This is a genomic window from Streptomyces sp. NPDC091376, from assembly GCF_044757085.1.
GTDB lineage: Bacteria > Actinomycetota > Actinomycetes > Streptomycetales > Streptomycetaceae > Streptomyces > Streptomyces pratisoli.
In genome coordinates this window covers 258,617-277,609 of sequence record NZ_JBIVUF010000008.1, presented here as the reverse complement: position 1 = coordinate 277,609, position 18,993 = coordinate 258,617, and the positions used below count along the sequence as shown (strand labels likewise).

Sequence of the window (18,993 nt, the reverse complement as noted above, 5' to 3'; positions counted from 1 at the left end):
TCACCGGCCCGTGGTGTCACCCCATCGGCGTCACCGGTCCCGAAGGGGACCGCACCGAGCGAAGGTGTCTGCGGGAGCTGACTCCGAGCTTGGAGAACACATTGCCGAGGTGCCACTCCACGGTGCGTGGGCTGATGAACAGCTGGGCGGCGATCTCGGAGTTGGTGAGCCCGTCCCTGGCCAGCCGGGCGATCTGGGCCTCCTGGCCGGTGAGTTCGGCGTCGGCTCCGGCCGTCCGGCTGCGGACGGCCTCACCGGTCGCCGCAAGCTCCCTGCGGGCGCGCTCGGCGAAGCCGCCGGCTCCGAACCGGCTGAACGCCTCGTAGGCGGAGCGCAGTTGAGTACGGCTTTCCTGGCGGCGGTTCCGGCGACGCAGCCACTCGCCGTACAGCAGACGCGCGCGGGCGAGGTGGACGGCGATCCGGCACCGTCCGAGACGCTCGATCGCCTCCCGGTAGAGCGCGTCGGCGGCGTCGTCGTCACTGAGCAGCGCGCGCGAGCAGGCCTCCGTGCCGCGGGCCCAGTCCGTTCCCCCGGCGCCCGTGCGTTCGGTGAGTTCCTCGAGTGCCGTCGCCGCGGCCTCCCGCCGCCCGCTGCGGACGGCCGCCTCGATCAGTTCGGCCAGTGCCCACCCGTGGAATCCGGGATCCTCGTACCGGCAGGCGCGCGTGGCGGCCGTCAGCGCGTCGTCGTAGCGGCCGAGGCCGTTGTACAGCACGGCCGTGGCGTACTCGGCGAGGCTGAGCGAGCGTCCCTCGCCCCGGGCGAGGACCTCTTCGACGGTGCTCCCGATGAGGGCCAGCGCCTCGGACTCCTCGGCCCGCCAGGCGCCGAGCACGAGTGACGTGTACATCATGGGTGCCCCACCCGTCGCCTCGGAGATCGCCGTCGCCTCGTCGATCAGAGCCGCCGCGGTGTCGAACTCACCGGTGTGCACGTGGAAGCACGCCTGGTAGGTCAGCACCATCGGGAGGACGGCGAGCGCCCCCGCCTCGCGGGCGGTGCCGACGGCTCCGGCCGCCAGTTCGTACCACGCGTCGTCGTCCCACAGCTCCGGCGCGAGAGGTTCGGGTGTCACCCGGAAAGCCAGCCACAGCCAGCGCCTGTCCGCGTCCCCGGCGCCGGACTCCTGCGCCTGCCGGACGACGTCCAGGGCATGCCCGAGAGCTGCGACGCCGGCGGAGTGGCCGTCGATGATCAGGGCCACCATGCTGTCCAGGAGTACGTCGACCATCCGCGGCGGATCCGGCGGCGGCGGCCCGGCCCGGGCCGCCTCGGCCACCTCCCGCAACCCGGGACCCGCGCTCAGCCGGCCCGCGAACATCGCGGCACCGACCGCTTCCAGCAGGGTGTCCCTGGCCAGGGAGGCGTCGAGAGGCGCCAGCCGCTGTGCGGCGTCGAGGAGCAGACGGGGCGCGTCGCCGCCGCGCAGCCGCGAGAACACCAGCCGGGCTCGCAGCCGCTCCAGCCGGGCGCGCTGCAGGTCGTCGAGCGGGCCGGTCTCCGCGGCCGCCAGCATGTTGTGGGCCTGGTCGGCCCCGCCTGCGTCGATCTCGGCCTGCGCGGCCGCCAGCGCACGAGTGACGCGCCGGGCGGGGTCGGGTGTCAGTTCCGCCGCCCGCCGCAGGAAAGCGGCCGCCGCAGCGGCACCTCCCCTGCCGTGGGCACGGCCTGCCGAGCGCTCCAGGTCGGCGGCGACGCTCTCGTCGGGCGTGGCGGCGGCGTGGGCGCGGTGCCACGCCCTGCGATCGGGATCGAGGTGCGGATCGGTGGCTTCCGCCAGCGCCCGGTGCGCCGCCCGGCGATCCGGCGCGGCCGCCGTCGCGTAGACGGACGAGCGCACCAGGGAGTGGTGGAAGCGCACCGCGCCACCGAACTCGACCAGGCCCGCGGCCTCGGCCGGTGCGGCGGCACCCGCCGGTATCCCCAGCAGAGCGGCGGCGCGCCACAGCAGACACACGTCTCCGGTCGGCTCGGCCGCGGCGATCAGCAGCAGCCGTCGGCTGTCCTGTGGCAGTGACCGGAACCGCTGGTGAAGGGCGTTCTCGAGGCAGCTCGCCAGGGAACGCCCCCCGGGAAGCCCGAATCCGCCCGCCAGCTCGGCGGGGGCGAGGGCGCGTCGCACCTGCAGCAGTGCCAGCGGGTTGCCGTGGGCCTCGGCGACGATCCGGTCCCGTACGAGCGGGTCGAGCGGCCCGCGGACGGCGGAAGCGAGCAGGGCACGCGCGTCGGGCTCGCCGAGGCCCCCGACGACCAGTTCCGGCAGGCCGGCCAGCTCATGGCCGTCGTCGAGGTCCCGCAGGGCGAAGACCAAGGCCACCGACTCGGCCACCAGCCGTCTGGCGACGAACGCCAGCACCTGCACGGACCCGTCGTCGAGCCACTGCGCGTCGTCGACGAGGCAGACCAGCGGCCGGTCCTCCGCGGCGCCGGCCAGCAGACCGATCACGGCCAGCCCGACGAGGAACCGATTGGGCGCCTCGCCCTCCCGGCCCTCCCGGAGGCCGAACGCGACGGACAACGCGTCGCGCTGCGGAACGGGCAGCGCGTCGAGCCGACCCAGCAGGGGCGCGCAGAGCTGCTGAAGGCCCGCGTACGGAAGCTCCATCTCCGACTCGACGCCCGCGACGCCGACGGTGCGGAACCCGGCGGCGCGGCCGGCCGCGTACTCCAGCAACGCGGTCTTGCCGATCCCCGCCTCACCGCGCAGGACGAGGACCGCGCTGCCGCCCTCCCGCACAGTGGCCAGCACCCGCTCCAGCGCGGCCAGCTCCTGGCTCCGGCCCCGCAGTCCGATCGGATTCTCGATGGCGGGCACGCTCATGGGTCGACTTCCTGGTCCCCCGCTGGTGCGTCATCGTGATCTTATTCCCTTTCGCCCCCTTTGGCAGTTGCGCGGGCTGCCGCCGGGCCCGGGTCCGACCACGGGACGAACCCCCGGGGTTTCCCCTGGGGCCACCGGCGCCGACCCGGTCCACCGTGGACGGACCGGCGGCACGAACACGTCGTCGGCACCCAGCAAGGAGACCCCCACATGTCTGTCATTTCCCAGGCGACGGCGATCCGGCCGTTCACGTTCGAGTTCCCGGAGGAGGAGCTCGCGGACCTGCGTGCGCGCATCGAGGCGACGCGCTGGCCCGAGAAGGAGACCGTCACCGACCAGTCCCAGGGCACGCAGCTCGCGACGATCCAGGAGCTCGCGCGCTACTGGGCCACCGAGTACGACTGGCGCAAGGTCGAGGCGAAGCTGAAGGCGCTGCCGCATTTCATCACCGAGATCGACGGGCTGGACATTCACTTCATCCACGTCCGCTCGAAGCACGAGAACGCTCTGCCGCTGATCGTCACCCACGGCTGGCCCGGCTCGGTCGTCGAGCAGCTGAAGATCGTCGAACCGCTCACCGACCCCACGGAGCACGGCGGGGACGCCTCCGACGCCTTTCACCTGGTGATCCCGTCGATGCCCGGTTACGGCTTCTCGGGCAAGCCGACCGAGAAGGGCTGGGGTCCCGAGCGCATCGCGCGCGCCTGGGGTGAGCTGATGAAGCGCCTGGGCTACACGAAGTACGCCGCACAGGGCGGTGACTGGGGTGCGGTCGTCTCCGACATCATGGCCGTTCAGGAGCCCGAGGGCCTGGTCGGCATCCACACCAACATGCCCAAGGTGGTTCCGCCCGCCATCGAGGAGGCGATCGTGGCCGGCAACCCGCTGCCGTCCGACGTCGTCCTGGCCAACGACGAGGAGAAGGCGGCGGTCGAGCAGCTGGACTTCGTGTACCGGCACGTCTACTACGCCTACATCATGGGGTCGCGTCCGCAGTCGCTGACGGCGCTCGCGGACTCTCCCGTCGGTCTGGCGGCCTTCCTGCTCGACCACGACAGGGACAGCCTGGCCATGATCTCCCGCTCCTTCGCCGGACAGCGGGAAGGACTGACCCGTGACGACGTCCTCGACAACATCACGTTCTTCTGGCTGACGAACACGGCGGTTTCCGCTGCTCGTCTCTACGGGGAGAACACGGCCCCGTTCTTCGGCTCCAGGGGCGTGCGGCTCCCGGTCGCCGTGAGCGTCTTCCCCGACGAGATGTACCAGGCCCCCAGGAGCTGGGCGGAGCGGGCGTACCCGAACCTCGTCCACTACAACAGGCTCCCGAGGGGCGGGCACTTCGCGGCGTGGGAGCAGCCGGAGCTCCTCGTCGGGGAGGTCCGCACGGGCCTCCGGTCGCTTCGTTAGCCCGACGCCGAGGGGCCGGCCGCGCAGTTCGCCGGTCCGGCCGGGGCGGTCGAGTGGCTCATCCCGATGCCGCTCGGCCGCCCCGGGCCGTCCAGGGCTGTCCAGGGCCACGCCCGGCCGGGCCGCGCCGACCGTCGCCCGTCGCCCGTCGCTCTCGGGCGTTCCCCGGCGCCGCCGCGCACCCCGAAGCCCCGCCCGTGGCCCACGGCGAGCACCTCCTCCGGGCCACTCTTGCCCCCTGCACCGGCCGACCCTAGGCTGAATGCGCTTTCAGCAGGTCGGCGGGTTCACGGGCCGGCCGGACGCGCGCGGGGCGCGGCAGAACGAGAGGCGAGGCGGCAGGATGAGCACTCCCACGGTGTACGACGTGGCGGAGCGGGCGGGGGTCTCCATCGCGACGGTGTCGCGCGTCTACCGCAGCCCCGATTCGGTGCGGGCGGCGACCCGCGACCGGGTCCTGTCCGTCGCGCGCGAGCTCGGCTACCTGCCGAGCGGCAGCGCGCGCGGGCTCGCCAGCCGCACCACCGGCGTGCTCGGCCTGTGCTTCCCCGACATCCACGACACCGAGGCCGAGGACGCTCCGGACACCGAGGACGCGGAGCTGATCCTCTACTCCGACGAGGTCATCCGGGGCATGGAGCGCGCCGCCCGGCGTCACGGCTACGCGCTGCTGATCGCCGCCTCGCACGCGGACCGCGCGGGCGGGCAACTGGCGGAGGTCGCCGGGCGGGTGGACGGCCTGGCCGTGCTGGCGCAGACCGTGCCCGCCGAGGACCTCGAGGTCGTCGGGCGGCGGCTGCCCGTCGTACTGATCGCGGGCCAGCGCGACGAGGACTACGACCACATCGAAGTGGCCAACTTCGACGGCCAGCTGGAGCTCACCCGTCATCTGATCGTCGACCACGGCCTGCGCCGCCTCGCCTTCGTCGGCGGCCCCCCGGACTCCCCGGACGGCGAGGCGCGCTTCCGCGGCTTCCAGGCGGCCCATCTGGAAGCCGGGCTGCCGTTGCCGGAGGCACCCGACGTGCGGGGAGACCTGACGCAGGCCGCCGGCCGGAAGGCGGTCGAGGAGCTGCTCGACCGGGACGGGGCGCCGCCCCAGGGTCTGGTGCTCGCCAACGACCAGATGGCGGTGGGCGCGTTGCACGCGCTGGAGTCGCGCGGGGTCGGCGTCCCGGAGGAGATCGCCGTGACCGGCTTCGACGGGATCGCGCTGAGTCGTCTGGTGCGTCCGACGCTGACGACCGTACGGCAGCCGATGGGCCGCCTCGGCGAGGAGGCCGTCGAACTGCTCGTCTCCCGGCTCCAGGACCGTGGGCAGGCGACCGTGGCGCGCGTGCTCCCGGTGAAGGTGACCCGGCGGGCGAGCTGCGGCTGCGCCGGGGAACGGTCCCTGTAGCGAAGGCGGTTCTCATGTTCCGGCGGGTTTACGGAAGCGTTACCTCCGCGCCTCTTGAGTCGCTCCGCCCCGTGCTGCAAGGTCATGTATGCGCTTACGGACAGCGCATACATGAACTCTTGGAGGAGCCGCATGACACGCACTGCCAAGTCCGTCAGCATCGCCGCCACGGTGGTGACGGCTCTCAGCCTGACCTCCTGCGGGGGCAGCGGCGGCGACCAGGCAGCGGCTGACGCCAAGCAGACGCTCACCGTGTGGGCGATGGGCGAGGAGGCCACCCGACTCCAGACCCTCGCCAAGGAGTTCACCGCGGAACACCCCAACATCACCGTCAAGGTGACCCCGGTCGGCTGGGACGTCGTCCACCAGAAGCTGGTGTCGGGCGCCGCTGCCGGGACGCTCCCCGACATGGCCCAGATGGGCTCCACCATGATGGGCGAGTTCATCGAGCTCGACACCCTCGAGCCGGTGGACGAAAAGGCCTTCAAGAAGGACGACTTCTTCCCCGCCACCTGGGACGGGAACGTCGTGGACGGCAAGGCCTACGGCGTGCCGTGGTACGCGGACGCGCGGGCGCTCTACTACCGCACCGACCTCGCCGAGAAGGCGGGCTTCGACAAGGCCCCGGCCACCTGGAAGGACCTGCGCGACCTCGCCGCCGCGTACAAGAACAAGGGCGGCGCCGAGTGGGGCCTGGACCTCCAGCCCGGCAGCACCGGCGCCTGGCAGGGCTGGGTGCCGTTCCTCTACGCCACGGGCGGCGAACTGCTGGGCAAGGACGGCAAGCCCGCCCTGGACTCCCCGGAGTCGGTGAGGGCCCTGGCCGAGTTCGGCCACTACTTCGACGCGGGTCTCGCCAAGAAGAACTTCGTTCCCGGTCACGACGTCCTGAAGGACTTCGCCTCGGACCGTGTGCCCATGTTCCAGTCCGGCCCGTGGATGGTCCAGAACATCGCGGACCAGCAGCCGCAGCTGGAGGGCAAGTGGAAGGTCGCGCCGCTGCCGGCGGACAAGTCCTCCACCTCCTGGGTCGGCGGCTCCTCGCTGGTGACCTTCAAGGACAGCGAGCACAAGGCCGCGGCGCAGGAGTTCACCACCTTCCTCACCACGCCGAAGACACAGGCCAAGTGGTACGAGATATCCAAGACGCTCCCCGCCAACAAGGCCGCGTGGGACGAGCCCGCGCTGAAGGCCGGCGGCGAGTCCCTGGCCGTCTTCAAGAAGTCGCTGGACACGGCCAAGGAGATCCCGCCGATGGCGACGTGGAACGAGTTCTCCGTGCAGATCGAGGACGCCCTGGAGAAGGTCGCGCGGGGCGCCGACCCGGCCGCCACGGCGAAGAAGCTCCAGCAGTCCACCGAGGGCCTGGTGGGCTGAGCACATGAGCACCACCGCCGCCAAGGCCGCCGCCGAGGACCGGGGCGGGAACCGGCCCGGGGCAGCAGCACAGCCCACGGCGGGCAGGGAGGTCCCGGAGGCGCCACGGCGCCGCCGGGACCGGCTCTCGACCCAGAATGTCGCCGGCTGGTTCTACTCCGCGCCGTTCCTGTCGCTCTTCCTCACCTTCATGGCGCTGCCCATCGTCGCCACGCTGGTGATGAGCTTCACCGACTTCGGCCTGCGCAACGTCACGGACCCGTTCTCGGCCGAGTTCGTCGGCCTGGAGAACTACGCGAAGCTCGTCGAGGACGAGAAGTTCGTCCGGTCGCTGCTCAACACCGGCTACTTCGTGGTGCTCGGCGTGCCGCTGACCATCGGCAGCGGGCTGGTGGCGGCGGTGCTGCTCAACTCCGGGATCGACCGGATGCGTACGTTCTTCCGGGTGGGCTTCTACGCGCCCGTGGTCACCGCCATCGTCGCGGTCGCCGTCATCTGGCGCTTCGTGCTCGACCCGTCGGAAGGCCTGATCGCGGGGCTCGCCGGCCAGATCGGACTGAGCAGCCCGGACTTCCTGGCCTCCGAGACCCTTGCCATGCCCTCGCTCATCGCGATGGCGGTCTGGCGCAACATGGGCACCGCGATGGTGCTCTTCCTCGCCGGGCTGCAGGCCATTCCCTCCGAGGTGCGGGAGGCGGCGAGGATCGACGGTGCCGGGATCTTCCAGGAGTTCCGCACGATCACGGTGCCGCTGCTGCGGCCCACCATGCTCTATGTCGCGGTGATGACCACCATCGGCTTCCTCAACGTCTTCGAGGAGCCGTTCGTGATGACCGACGGCGGCCCGTCGGACAGCACGCTCACGGTCTCCCTGCACATGTACCGGGAGGGCTTCGACTTCTTCCACATGGGTTACGCCAGCGCCATGGCGTACGTCCTGTTCGTGATCGTCCTGGCCGTCACGCTGCTCCAGCTCCGCCTGCTGAAGGACAAGACCCGATGAGCGCCACCGAGACCCGAGCGAAGACCGCACCCGTCGCCCGTCCGGCGCCGCCCGCCCGCGGCGCCCGTGGCCGCAGGGCCCTGACCTACGTCCTGCTGAGCGCCGGCATGGCGGCCATGGTCGCGCCGTTCCTGTGGATGGGGCTGTCGGCCTTCAAGACGCAGCGGGAACTGGGCGCCAGCCCGCCGGTGTGGATACCGACCGAATGGACACTGCGGAACTTCCGTGAACTGCTCGGGCTGATGGACGTGCCGCAGTCGTTCTTCAACTCCTCGCTGGTCGCCGTCTTCGTCACGGTGTGCAATCTGCTGTTCTGCTCGATGCTGGGCTACGCCCTGGCCAAGCTGAACTTCATCGGCCGCAGGCCCGTGTTCGCCGTGGTGCTGGGCGCGCTGATGGTGCCGGGCAACCTCCTGCTGCTCCCCCAGTTCGTGATGATGAGCAAGCTGGGGCTGCTCGACACCTATGCGGCGCTGATCCTGCCGTTCGCGGCCGGGGCGTTCGGGGTCTTCCTGATGCGGCAGTTCATGATGGCCATCCCGGACGAGCTCCTGGAGGCGGCCCGCATCGACGGCGCCCGCGAGTGGTTCATCTTCTGGCGGATCGTGCTGCCGCTGGTCAAGCCCGCGCTGGCGACCCTCGCGATCTTCGTGTTCCTCGGCTCCTGGAACAACTTCCTGTGGCCGCTCGTCGCCACCAACGATCCGGACCACTACACCCTTCCGGTCGCCCTGGCCACCTTCGCCACCGACCCGACGAAGGCCGACGGCTCCAACGGTGTGCTGATGGCGGGCGCCTTCCTCGTGGTGCTGCCGGTGCTGCTGGTCTTCGTCGTCCTGCAGCGGCACTTCACGCAGGGCATCGCCACCGCCGGGCTGAAGTAGCCCACAGCTCCCCCCCGCTCGGGGACCGCGCCCACGGGCCGGTCTCCGGGCGCACGGCGGGGAGTCCGCACGCCTGTCATGTATGCGCATCCATGCGAAAGGCGGACCATGACCCACACGCACGGTGACCGTCCCGGCGGGGACCTGCGCCTCGGCTCTGCCGGCGACGGACCGCCGCCCGGCACCACCGCGCTGCCCGCCCCCCGCGGGCTGCGTTCCGAGGACGGCACCGGCCATGTGCTGCTCGACTGGGAGCCGGTGGAGGGCGCGCTGGGCTATCTCGTCCACCGCTCGCACTCCGCCGACGGTCCCTTCGTACCGCTGGACCACCGCGGCGGCGACGTTCTGGCCGTCCCCCACCCGCCGTACGCCGACACCCAGGTGGAGGCCGGCCACGGCTACTGGTACACGGTCGCCTCCTGGAGCGACGCCGGCCCCGGCCCGCTCGCATCCGCCGCCGTCCGGGGCTGCGCGAGGGCGAGGGGCATCGGCCCCGGGGAGGTGACCGTCTCCGTCGACGCCGCCGCCGCGCCCTCAGAACTCCCCGGTGTCTGGAACCGCATGATCGGCGCCGAGCACTTCTCGCTCCTGGTCGGTGACGAGGAAGGACCGGGCGGCGCGGACATCGCCGGGGAGTACGCCGAGGCGCTCGGCATCGTGCGCGACGAGATCGGCGTCCGCACCGTCCGTGCCCACGGCACCTTCCTGCCCGAGAACGTCTCCGTCCGCGGCGACGGCTCGTTCGACTTCGCGGGTCTCGACGAGGTCTACGACCGCCTCCTCGCCACCGGCCTCAAGCCGGTCGTCGAACTCTCCTTCATGCCCGGGGAGCCGGCCGCCGACCCACAGGCCACCGTGTTCCACTACCGGGGCGTCATCTCCGTGCCCGCCGACTGGGGCCGCTGGGGCGACCTGTGCCGCGAGCTGACCGTGCACCTGCGGGAGCGCTACGGCGCGGACGAGGTCGCGGGCTGGGAGTTCGAGGTCTGGAACGAGGCCGATCTCGACGTCTTCCGGACCGGGACGCAGGCCGACTACCACCGGCTGTACGAGGTCGCCGTCCGCGCCGTCAAGGGCGTCGACGCGCGGATCCGCGTCGGCGGCCCCGGATCGGCCGCGGCCCAGTGGGTCGGAGCGCTGCTGGAGTTCTGCCGGGAGCACGAGGTCCCGGTCGACTTCGTCTCCACCCACACCTACGGCAACGCGCCCCTGGACCTCCGCCCGCGGACCCGCTCCTTCGCGCGGGTCACGGGCCGGCCGGAGCCGGAGATCCTGTGGACGGAGTGGGGCGTCACACCGACCCACTTCCACCGGGTCAACGACTCCGTCTTCGCGGCACCCTTCGTGCTGCGCGGCATGAAGTCGGCGCTCGCGTCCACCGACGCCCTCGCGCACTGGGTCGCGAGCGACCACTTCGAGGAGCAGGGCCGGCCACCGAAGCTGTTCCACGGCGGCTTCGGCCTGCTGACGGTGGGCAATCTGCGCAAGCCCCGCTTCTGGGCGCTGTACCTGCTCTCCCGGCTCGCGGGCGGCCGTGTCCCCGCCCATGTCACGGGCGACGGTGCCGAGGCACTGGTCGAGGCGCTCGCGACGCGTGCGGAAGACGCCTCGGTCCTCGACGTACTGGTGTGGAACGGCACCCTCGATCAGACGAAGACCGACGGCTCGGCAGCGCTCGACCGCACGGCGACGGTGCGGGTGACCGGCCTGGCGGCGGGCGCGTCGTACGACGTCTCGCTGAGTCTGGTCGACGAGGCCCACTCCAGCATCCGGTCCGTCTGGAACGACCTGGGCGGCGGCGACTGGCCCGACGAGCGGCAGTGGGCGGAGCTCCGCGCGGCGGACCGGCTGTCGGAGCATGCCCTGCCCCGGATGACCGCCGACGCGGACGGGGCGGTGATCCTCACGGTCGACCTCCCGATGCCGGGCATCCGGGCCCTGCGGCTGACGCGGACCTGACGCCGGCACCGCCGGCACGCACGGCACGCCACCACGCCGCGCTCTCGAACGAAACGGCAAGCCTCCCCCGCAAGACCGCCCTTCGAAGGAGTTGGACCGTATGAAGCGCCGTACCTTCCTGGCCGCCGGAGCGGGCGCCACCGCCACGCTCGCCCTCGCCGGACCCGCCACGGCGGCGGGCCGGGACGGCGACGCGCTGCTGCGCCGCTGGTTCCGGGACACCCACCGCTCGATCGAGGCCATGACCACCGACCTCGGCCTCGCCGCCGACAAGATCGATGTCACCGCCGCCGACCCGGTGCCGTCAGTCAACACGTCGCCGACCAATATCGCCTGCGGGCTGTGGACGACCGTCGCGGCGGCCGGGCTCGGGGTCATCGACACCGGGACCATGCACCGCAGGCTCGCGCGCACCGTCTCGGCCGTCGAGAGGCTGGAGCGCGCGCACGGCTTCTGGTTCAACTGGTACGACGCCCACACCGGCGAGGTCCTCACGGCGTGGCCGGGCACCGGAGACCCGGTGCGGCCGTTCCTCTCCTCCGTGGACAACGCCTGGCTGGTCACCGGCCTGCTGATCGCCGCGGACGCCGACCCGGCACTGCGCCCGCGCGTCGCGCGGCTGCTCGCCGACGCCGACTGGGGCTTCTTTTACACGCCGTACGACGCCGACGACCCGGCGGCCAACCCGGGTCAGCTGCGCGGCGGCCACTGGACGGACGACAACACCTTCACCTCGCACTGGTACGGCGCGCTCAACACCGAGCCGCGCATGGCGAGCTACCTCGGGATCGCCGACGGCTCCCTCCCGGCGGAGCACTACTGGCACACCTTCCGCACCATGCTCCCCGAGTGGGAGCAGGAGCAGGCGCCGGAGGGCGAGTGGGTCACGGTCGACGGCGTGCGGCTGTGGCGGGGCCACTACACCTACCGGGGCCGCAAACTGGTCCCCTCCTGGGGCGGTTCGATGTTCGAGGCGCTGATGGTGCCGCTCTTCGTTCCCGAGCCGTCGTGGTCGCCGGGCGCATGGGGCCTGAACCACCGGCGGCACGTCCGCAGCCAGATCGAGCACGGGCTGGTGGAGGAGGACTACGGCTACTGGGGCTTCTCCCCGGCCAACATTCCCCAGGGCGGCTACAGCGAGTACGGCGTGGACGCGATCGGCATGGCGGTCGACGGCTACACCTCGAAGGGCGTCGTCACCCCGCACGCCTCCTTCCTCGCGATGCCCTTCGCACGGGACGAGGCCGTCGCCAATCTGCTGAAGATCGCCCGGGACTTCGGCGCGTACGAGGACGGGCTCGGTTTCCGCGACTCGGTCGACGTCCGCACCGGCGAGGTCAGCGACTTCATGCTCGCGCTCGACCAGGGCATGGTCGCGGCGGCGCTGGCCCAGGTGCTCAGGCCGGGGCTGCTGCAACGTCCCTTCCACACGGGAGGTTTCGCGCGCCGCGTCCGGCCGCTGCTGGCGAAGGAGAACTTCGCCATATGACCCGCCCGAACATCGTGCTGATGATGACCGACGACCACGCGGTCCCGGCCATCGGCGCGTACGGCAGCGCCATCAACCGGACCCCGGCGGTGGACCGTCTCGCCGACGAGGGCATGCGGTTCGACAACGCGTTCTGCACCAACTCGATCTGCTCGCCGGCCCGTGCGACGCTGCTCACCGGTACGTACAGCCATGTGCACGGGATGACGACCCTTGAGCAGCCCGGGCAGAAGTTCGACGCGGCTCAGCCTTCCTTTCCCGAGATGCTCCGGGCCGCCGGCTATCAGACCGCGATCATCGGCAAGTGGCATCTGGGCCACGGCGCCTCCAGCGACCCACACGGCTTCGACCACTGGGAGGTCCTGCCGGAGCACGGGGTGTACCACGATCCGGTGTTCCTGACCGCCGACGGTGAGCGGCGGTACACGGGTCATGTCACCGACATCATCACCGATCTGGCGCTGCGCTGGCTGGACAGGCGGGATCCGGACCGGCCGTTCGCGCTGCTGATCCAGCACAAGGCCCCGCACCGCGCCTTCGAGCCGGCCGAGCGCCACCGGCATCTGTACGAGCACGACGACATTCCGGCGCCGGCCACCCTGCACGACGACTACGGCAATCGGGCCCTCGCGGCCGTCGAGGCCCGGATGCGGATGTCCGACCTCCAGCCGTACGACCTCAAGGCACCCGTGCCGGAGGGACTTTCCGAGCGTGCCGAACGGGAGTGGCGCTACCAGCGGTACATCAAGGAGTACCTGCGGGTCATCGCCGGGCTCGACGAGAACGTCGGCCGGGTCCTGCACTATCTCGACATCAGCGGACTGACCGATCGCACGGCCGTGGCCTACACCTCCGATCACGGCTTCTACCTGGGGGAACACGGCTGGTTCGACAAGCGCTTCATGTACGAGCCCTCGCTGCGCATCCCGTTGGTCGTGCGCTGGCCCGGGGTCGTCCCTGCCGGGACCTCGTGCGACGAACTGGTGGTCAACGTCGACTTCGCGCAGACGCTCCTCGACATGGCCTCAGTGGCCGCGCACGAGCGGATGCAGGGCAGCAGCCTGCTGCCGCTGCTGCGCGGCGAGCGGCCCCGAGACTGGCGGGACTCGGTCTACTACCGCTACTTCGAGCACCTGGACGTGTGTCACCACGTCCAGGCCAGCTACGGGATCCGCACCCGCACCCACAAGCTGATCCACTACCCCGGGCACGGTTCGGGGCAGGTGGGCGCGTCGGCGGAGACCCGTGAGCCGGAGTGGGAGCTGTTCGACCTGGAGCGCGACCCGGACGAGCTGCACAACCGCTACGACGACCCGGAGTACGGGCCGGTCGTCACGGACCTCACCGAGCGGCTGACGGCGCTTCAGCTCCGGTACCGGGACACGCCCGAGCACGTCCGATGAGCATCGAGGGAAGGGCGTGCTGCGCTCCGTCGCGCGGCCCGCAGCCCGGGGCACCGGCGTCACCCGCGACGCGTACCACCGGCCGCTCGTCCGTCGCTCCCCCACCGGCCGGCGGGTGGTGCGCGCTGGCGGGCGGCACGTTTCTCATGGGATGCGACAGCGGCCCGTACCCGCAGGACGGGGAGGGACCGGTGCGCGAGGTCGCACTCGCACCCTTCGCGATGGCCGCCACGGCGGTCACCAACGCGGAGTTCGCCGCGTTCACCGACGCGACCGGCCACGTCACCGACGCCGAGCGCTTCGGCTGGTCGTTCGTCTTCGCGGGCTTCCTTCCGGACGACTTCCCGCCGACGCGCGCCGCGGCGGCCACCCCCTGGTGGCGGCAGGTGTTCGGGGCGGACTGGCGGCATCCGGAGGGCCCGCTGACAGGACCGGCCGGGCGCTGGGACCACCCGGTGGTGCACGTCTCGCACGCCGACGCGCTCGCCTACTGCGCATGGGCAGGTGCGCGGCTGCCCACCGAGGCGGAGTGGGAGTACGCCGCCCGGGGCGGGCTGACGGGCAAGCCGTACCCGTGGGGCGACGAGCGGGATCCGGGCGGCGCGTACCGGATGAACATCTGGCGCGGCGACTTCCCCCACCGGAATTCCGCCGCCGACGGCTACGCGGGCACCTGCCCGGCAGACGCCTTCCCGCCCAACGGGCACGGGCTGTTCAACATGACCGGCAACGTCTGGGAGTGGTGCGCGGACCGGTTCCGCACCGGAGGGTCCCGGGTGCTGCGCGGCGGCTCCCACATGTGCCACGACTCGTACTGCTTCCGCTACCGGACGTCCGCACGCATGGGCAACACGCCGGACAGTTCGAGCGGCAACACGGGCTTCCGCTGCGCGCGTTGAGCCCCTGCCACACCCAGGGTCCGTCCGGCCCTGGACCACCTCACCCCTTGGAGCGCCATGACCCGGCAGACCAGGCAGACCAGGCAGACAGGGAACACCGCACCACGCCGCAGGACCGTCCTCGGAGGACTGGGAGCGGCCGGCGCCACCGTCGCGGCGGGCGGGCTCGGTGCCGCCGGCCCGGCCGCGGCGGCCTCCCCGGGCCCCGGCCGGGCCGCGCCCCGCCCGAGCGACGCGGCGTCGGTCACGTACCGGGACAAGCAACTGCTGATCGACGGCGAGCCGGCCGTCGTCCTGGCCGGCGAGATCCACTACTTCCGGCTGAAGCGCGCCGACTGGCAGTCCCGGCTGGACAGGGCCAAGGACGCCGGTCTCAACACCATCGCCACGTACATCCCGTGGATGTGGCACGAGACGCCGGACGGCGCCATCGATGTCACCGGCACCACGCGGCCCGAGCGCGACCTGGGCGCCTTCCTGGATCTCTGCCTGGAGAACGGCTTCCATGTCATCGCCAGGCCGGGCCCGTTCACGATGGCCGAGCTCAAGGGCGAAGGTGTGCCGGAGCGGGTACGCGCCGACCATCCGGAGATCGTGCCGACCGGCTGGGAGGGCGCCAAGGCCTCGACACCGACCGTCGACTATCTGGCGCCCGCCTTCCTCGACGAGGTCCGGCGCTGGTACGCGGCGGTGATGCCGGTCATCGCCCGGCGCCTGCACCGGAAGGGCAGGCCCGGTGTGATCGCCTGCCAGCTGGACAACGAGATCGGGATGCTGGCCTGGGTCAGCAACTCCCCGGATCTCACCGGGCATCTGCTCGAGGACTTCAACGGCTGGCTGCACAGGACGTACGGGGACGGCCTCGCCGCCCGCTACCCCTTCGCCGGCCGGCCCGCCGCCGAGCGGAACGCAGCCATACGCTCCCCCAAGGACGGTTACGCGCCCGCGCTCATGCACGACCTGGGCACGTTCATGCGCGGCCGGTTCGCCCGGTACGTCACCGAACTCAGGACGTACGCCGAGGCGGGCGGAGTCCGCGGCGTTCCCTTCCTCGTCAACATCCACGGAACCGGGGGCGGCAGCGCCGAGAACTTCCCCATCGGCATCAGCCAGTTGATGGAGACCTACTCCGGGCGGTCCGGCATGCTCTCGGGCTCCGACTTCTATCTCGGCGATCTCACACTGCGCAATGTCACCGATCTCTATCTGGTCAACGCCTTCATGGACGCCGTGCACGACGACGACCAGCCGCTGACATCACTGGAGTTCGACGCCGGGCACGCCGACTACGGCGACGACCTCAGCAACCAGACAGACGGCGAGGCCGTCGGTCTGAAGACCCGGCTGTGTCTCGCCCAGGGCGCCAAGCTGATCAACTACTACCTGTTCGCGGGCGGCTTCAACCCGAAACTCGACGAGCCGCAGGGCGACGGGAACGACCGCATCGGCATCACGGGGGAACGCCACGGTTTCGCCGCCCCGGTGGACCCCGAGGGCAGGCCGGGCGTCAGCTACGAGCCGACGAAGCGCACCGCCCACGCCGTGAACGGCCTCGCCGCGGCCCTGGCCCCGATGAGGGCCGAGTACGACGACGTGGCGCTCGCGTTCGTGCCGGACCACTACCTCACCGAGTACCACCCGCCGAAGAGCGACGCCGTCAAGGCCGTGCTCGACGATGTGCAGGGCACCCGCGGCTTCGGTCCACGCAACGCCCTGGCCCGCGCGATGCTGCTCGGCGGCTTCCGCTACCGCGGCCTCGACCTCCAGGCGGCGGACGTCGACCCGGCGAAGGTCCCGGTGCTCGCGCTGGCCACCGGGGAGCACCTGGGCGCCGAGCTGCAGAAGCGCCTGGTGCGCTATCTGGAGGCGGGCGGCAGGCTGCTGCTGTCCGGCCGGGTACCGGGCAAGGACATGGCGGGCCGGCCGTGCACGGTGCTGCGTGACGCCCTGGGACTGAAGCCCGGCGACTCGCTCACTGACGCCGATCGCTTCTGGCTCTCGGTGACCGCGCACGGCTGGGCCGCGCCGCGCGCCGAGATCCGGGTGCCGAAGGCCCAGTTGTGCACCCCGAGCCGCGGTACGACCGTGCTGCGCGAGGTGTCCACCGGCAAGGGCTGCGGGTTCGACATCCCGGTCGGCAGGGGCCGGGCGGTCGTACTCACCGCGGCGTACCGCTGCGACCTCGGCTTCTGGCTCGGTGCCTTCCGGACCCTCGGCGCGGCTCCGGCGATCAGCCACAGCCCCACGGACCCGGGTGTCTTCCTCCTCACGACGAAGGACGGCGGCGGCGGCCGTCTGCTGCACGCCTTCAACGTCTCCTCCGGCTACGACCAGTCCTTCACGGTGGCCGAGCGGGGCAGGCCGCTGTTCGGTGGCGAGCGCGTACGGCTCGCGGGCCGGAGCGCGGCCATGCTGCCCCTGGGCCTCACGGCGGGCGGGCTGCGGATCGCGTACGCGACCGCCGAGATCACCGGCATCGCGGAGGACAGGGTCATGTTCCGTGCCCTCGGTGACGAGGCCGTCGTGGCCGTCGAGGGCCGGGCGCGCTGCGAGGGCGCCAGGTCCTCGTACGAGGGCGGGCGTACGGTGCTGCGGGTGCGCCGTGGGGAGTTCACGGTCCGCAAGGGCTGACCGGACGCGAGGAAGGGTGGGCCACCCGCACCGTGGCGCGTGGCCCACCCTTCCTCGCTGTTGCGCGGACCCTGTGAGGTCAGCGCGGCGGCTCAGAGGGCGAAGATGCCGTACCCGAAGCCCGCCGCGTCGATACGTCCGTCCCGCACCGTTACTCCGGACGCCTCCAGCGGTGTCGCGGTGTCCGCCGGAGCGGCGGTCTCCGCCGGCTCGTGACGGGGATTGACCACCACCAGGTAGCGTCCGCCGCGGACATGGACCAGCGGGTAGCCGGCGTGCAGGACCTCCGTACTGCCCGTGGGGCCCAGCTCCGGCGTGGCCTTGCGCAGCGCGACGAGGCGGCGGACCAGGTGCAGCAGGGAACCGGAGTCGGCGCGCTGGGCGGCGACCGTCGGGCGGTCGGGGGCCGGGTCCACGGGCAGGTAGAGCCGGTCGGCCGGGGCGGTGGAGAAGCCGGCGTTGGCCGAGTCGTCCCACTGCATGGGCGTACGGGAGCCCGCGCGGTTGTAGCGGGGGCCAAGCCGGCTGCCCTCGTGGTCGGGCAGGCCGGGGACGTACCGCATCCCGATCTCGTCCCCGTAGTAGATCGCGGGCAGCGTGGGCCAGGTGAGCTGGAAGGCGAAGGCGGCGGGCAGCTGTTCGGCGGTGCGCGGGCCGCACGCGAGCCGCGAGAAGTCGTGGTTGGCGGTGGGGAGGGAGAGGAATCCGGCGTCGCCGATGGCGTCGGAGGCCGCGCGCCAGCCGTCGAGGAAGGTTCGTGGACAACCCTTGCCCTCGGCGTCGAAGTAGGGCGCCCGCGGCTCCCACTGCTCGCTGACCGTGCCCGTGAAGTTGTTCCACAGGGAGCGCAGGATCAGCCCGTCGTTGTCCGAGCCGAACTGCAGGAAGAAGTCGGCGTGGAAGCCCGCCGGGACGGACGTCGCCGGGTCCCCCCACTCGGAGAGGAGCGCCGCCTGCGGGTGCTCGGCGTCGAGCCAGCCGCGCAGTTCACGCCAGAGTTCGACGGTTTCGGCGTGGCCCGGGTCGTCCTTCACGAGTGAGGCGGCCATGTCGACCCGGAATCCGGACAGGCCGAGGCCCAGCCAGTGGTCCATGATCTCGCGCAGTGCCTGCCGGTTGGCGCGTGGGCCCTCGGCGTCGACGGGCAGCCGCCAGGGCTCGGCCGGGTCCATCCGGGCGTGGCCGAAGTTCAGCGCGGGCTGGGACTCGAAGAAGTTCGGCTGGTAGAAGCCGGGGCGGGTGCCGGGAGACGCGACGAATCCCTGGGGGGCTTCGGCCGTATCGGCCCAGATGTAGCGGTGGTCGGAGGGGTCGTTCGCCGATGCGGTGAACCAGGGGTGCCGGTCGGAGGTGTGTCCGGCCACCAGGTCGAGCAGTACGCGGATGCCACGGCGTCCGGCGGCGTCGACGAGCCGGGCGAGGTCGTCGTTGGTGCCGTAGCGCGGGGCGACGGAGAGATGGTCGCTGACGTCGTAGCCCGCGTCGTCGAACGGCGAGGCGAAGCAGGGGTTGAACCAGACGGTGTTCACGCCGAGCCAGGCGAGATGGTCCAGCTTCGCCTCGATGCCGGCGAAGTCGCCGATGCCGTCACCGTTCGAGTCGGCGAAGCTCTGCGGATAGATCTGGTAGAGGACGGCGTCGGCGAGCCATTCGAGGGCGGGGCCCGGGGGCGTCGTGCGGGGAGACGTCATGGGGTGGGATCCTCCGGGTCGGTG

The 18,993-nt window shown here is 71.8% G+C and carries 12 protein-coding genes; 10 read left to right on the top strand and 2 right to left on the bottom strand.

Annotated elements, in window-relative coordinates:
* Nucleotides 1–16 precede the first annotated feature (16 nt).
* A complete protein-coding gene (locus ACIQMR_RS19820; RefSeq protein ID WP_401388591.1) occupies nucleotides 17–2,824 on the bottom strand; it encodes an ATP-binding protein in 2,808 nt (935 codons plus the stop codon).
* A gap of 210 nt (nucleotides 2,825–3,034) precedes the next feature.
* Here ACIQMR_RS19820 and ACIQMR_RS19815 point away from each other — a divergent pair, with 210 nt between their 5' ends.
* The 10 genes from ACIQMR_RS19815 to ACIQMR_RS19770 all read left to right on the top strand — a co-directional run bounded on the left by ACIQMR_RS19815 (nucleotide 3,035) and on the right by ACIQMR_RS19770 (nucleotide 17,278).
* A complete protein-coding gene (locus ACIQMR_RS19815) occupies nucleotides 3,035–4,234 on the top strand; it encodes an epoxide hydrolase family protein (protein WP_401388588.1) in 1,200 nt (399 codons plus the stop codon).
* A 343-nt stretch (nucleotides 4,235–4,577) separates the two neighbouring features.
* Complete coding sequence (locus ACIQMR_RS19810; RefSeq protein ID WP_401388581.1) at nucleotides 4,578–5,633, top strand: LacI family DNA-binding transcriptional regulator; 1,056 nt, start codon at nucleotides 4,578–4,580, stop codon at nucleotides 5,631–5,633.
* Nucleotides 5,634–5,765: 132 nt separating this feature from the next.
* Nucleotides 5,766–7,010 (top strand): extracellular solute-binding protein, encoded by a 1,245-nt coding sequence (locus ACIQMR_RS19805; RefSeq protein ID WP_401388579.1) that lies wholly within the window; start codon nucleotides 5,766–5,768, stop codon nucleotides 7,008–7,010.
* 4 nt (nucleotides 7,011–7,014) lie between these two features.
* Entirely contained in the window at nucleotides 7,015–8,013 is a 999-nt protein-coding gene (locus tag ACIQMR_RS19800; RefSeq protein ID WP_401388576.1) for a carbohydrate ABC transporter permease, read from the top strand.
* The gene (locus tag ACIQMR_RS19795) at nucleotides 8,010–8,897 is read left to right on the top strand and encodes a carbohydrate ABC transporter permease (protein WP_401388573.1); all 888 of its coding nucleotides are present in this window, start codon (nucleotides 8,010–8,012) and stop codon (nucleotides 8,895–8,897) included. Before ACIQMR_RS19800 ends, ACIQMR_RS19795 begins: the two co-directional genes overlap by 4 nt.
* Before the next feature lie 108 nt (nucleotides 8,898–9,005).
* Complete coding sequence (locus tag ACIQMR_RS19790) at nucleotides 9,006–10,856, top strand: glycoside hydrolase (protein ID WP_401388570.1); 1,851 nt, start codon at nucleotides 9,006–9,008, stop codon at nucleotides 10,854–10,856.
* Between the two features lie 100 nt (nucleotides 10,857–10,956).
* Nucleotides 10,957–12,345, top strand: a complete 1,389-nt coding sequence (locus ACIQMR_RS19785; RefSeq protein WP_401388567.1) for a glucoamylase family protein — start codon at nucleotides 10,957–10,959, stop codon at nucleotides 12,343–12,345.
* A complete protein-coding gene (locus tag ACIQMR_RS19780) occupies nucleotides 12,342–13,748 on the top strand; it encodes a sulfatase (RefSeq protein ID WP_401388565.1) in 1,407 nt (468 codons plus the stop codon). The genes ACIQMR_RS19785 and ACIQMR_RS19780 overlap by 4 nt, the downstream gene beginning before the upstream one ends.
* Complete coding sequence (locus ACIQMR_RS19775) at nucleotides 13,745–14,647, top strand: formylglycine-generating enzyme family protein (RefSeq protein ID WP_401388562.1); 903 nt, start codon at nucleotides 13,745–13,747, stop codon at nucleotides 14,645–14,647. The genes ACIQMR_RS19780 and ACIQMR_RS19775 overlap by 4 nt, the downstream gene beginning before the upstream one ends.
* A 57-nt stretch (nucleotides 14,648–14,704) precedes the next feature.
* The gene (locus tag ACIQMR_RS19770) at nucleotides 14,705–17,278 is read left to right on the top strand and encodes a beta-galactosidase (RefSeq protein ID WP_401388559.1); all 2,574 of its coding nucleotides are present in this window, start codon (nucleotides 14,705–14,707) and stop codon (nucleotides 17,276–17,278) included.
* A 92-nt stretch (nucleotides 17,279–17,370) separates the two neighbouring features.
* Here ACIQMR_RS19770 and ACIQMR_RS19765 read toward each other — a convergent pair whose 3' ends face one another.
* Entirely contained in the window at nucleotides 17,371–18,969 is a 1,599-nt protein-coding gene (locus ACIQMR_RS19765; RefSeq protein WP_401388556.1) for an alpha-amylase family glycosyl hydrolase, read from the bottom strand.
* Nucleotides 18,970–18,993 lie beyond the last annotated feature (24 nt).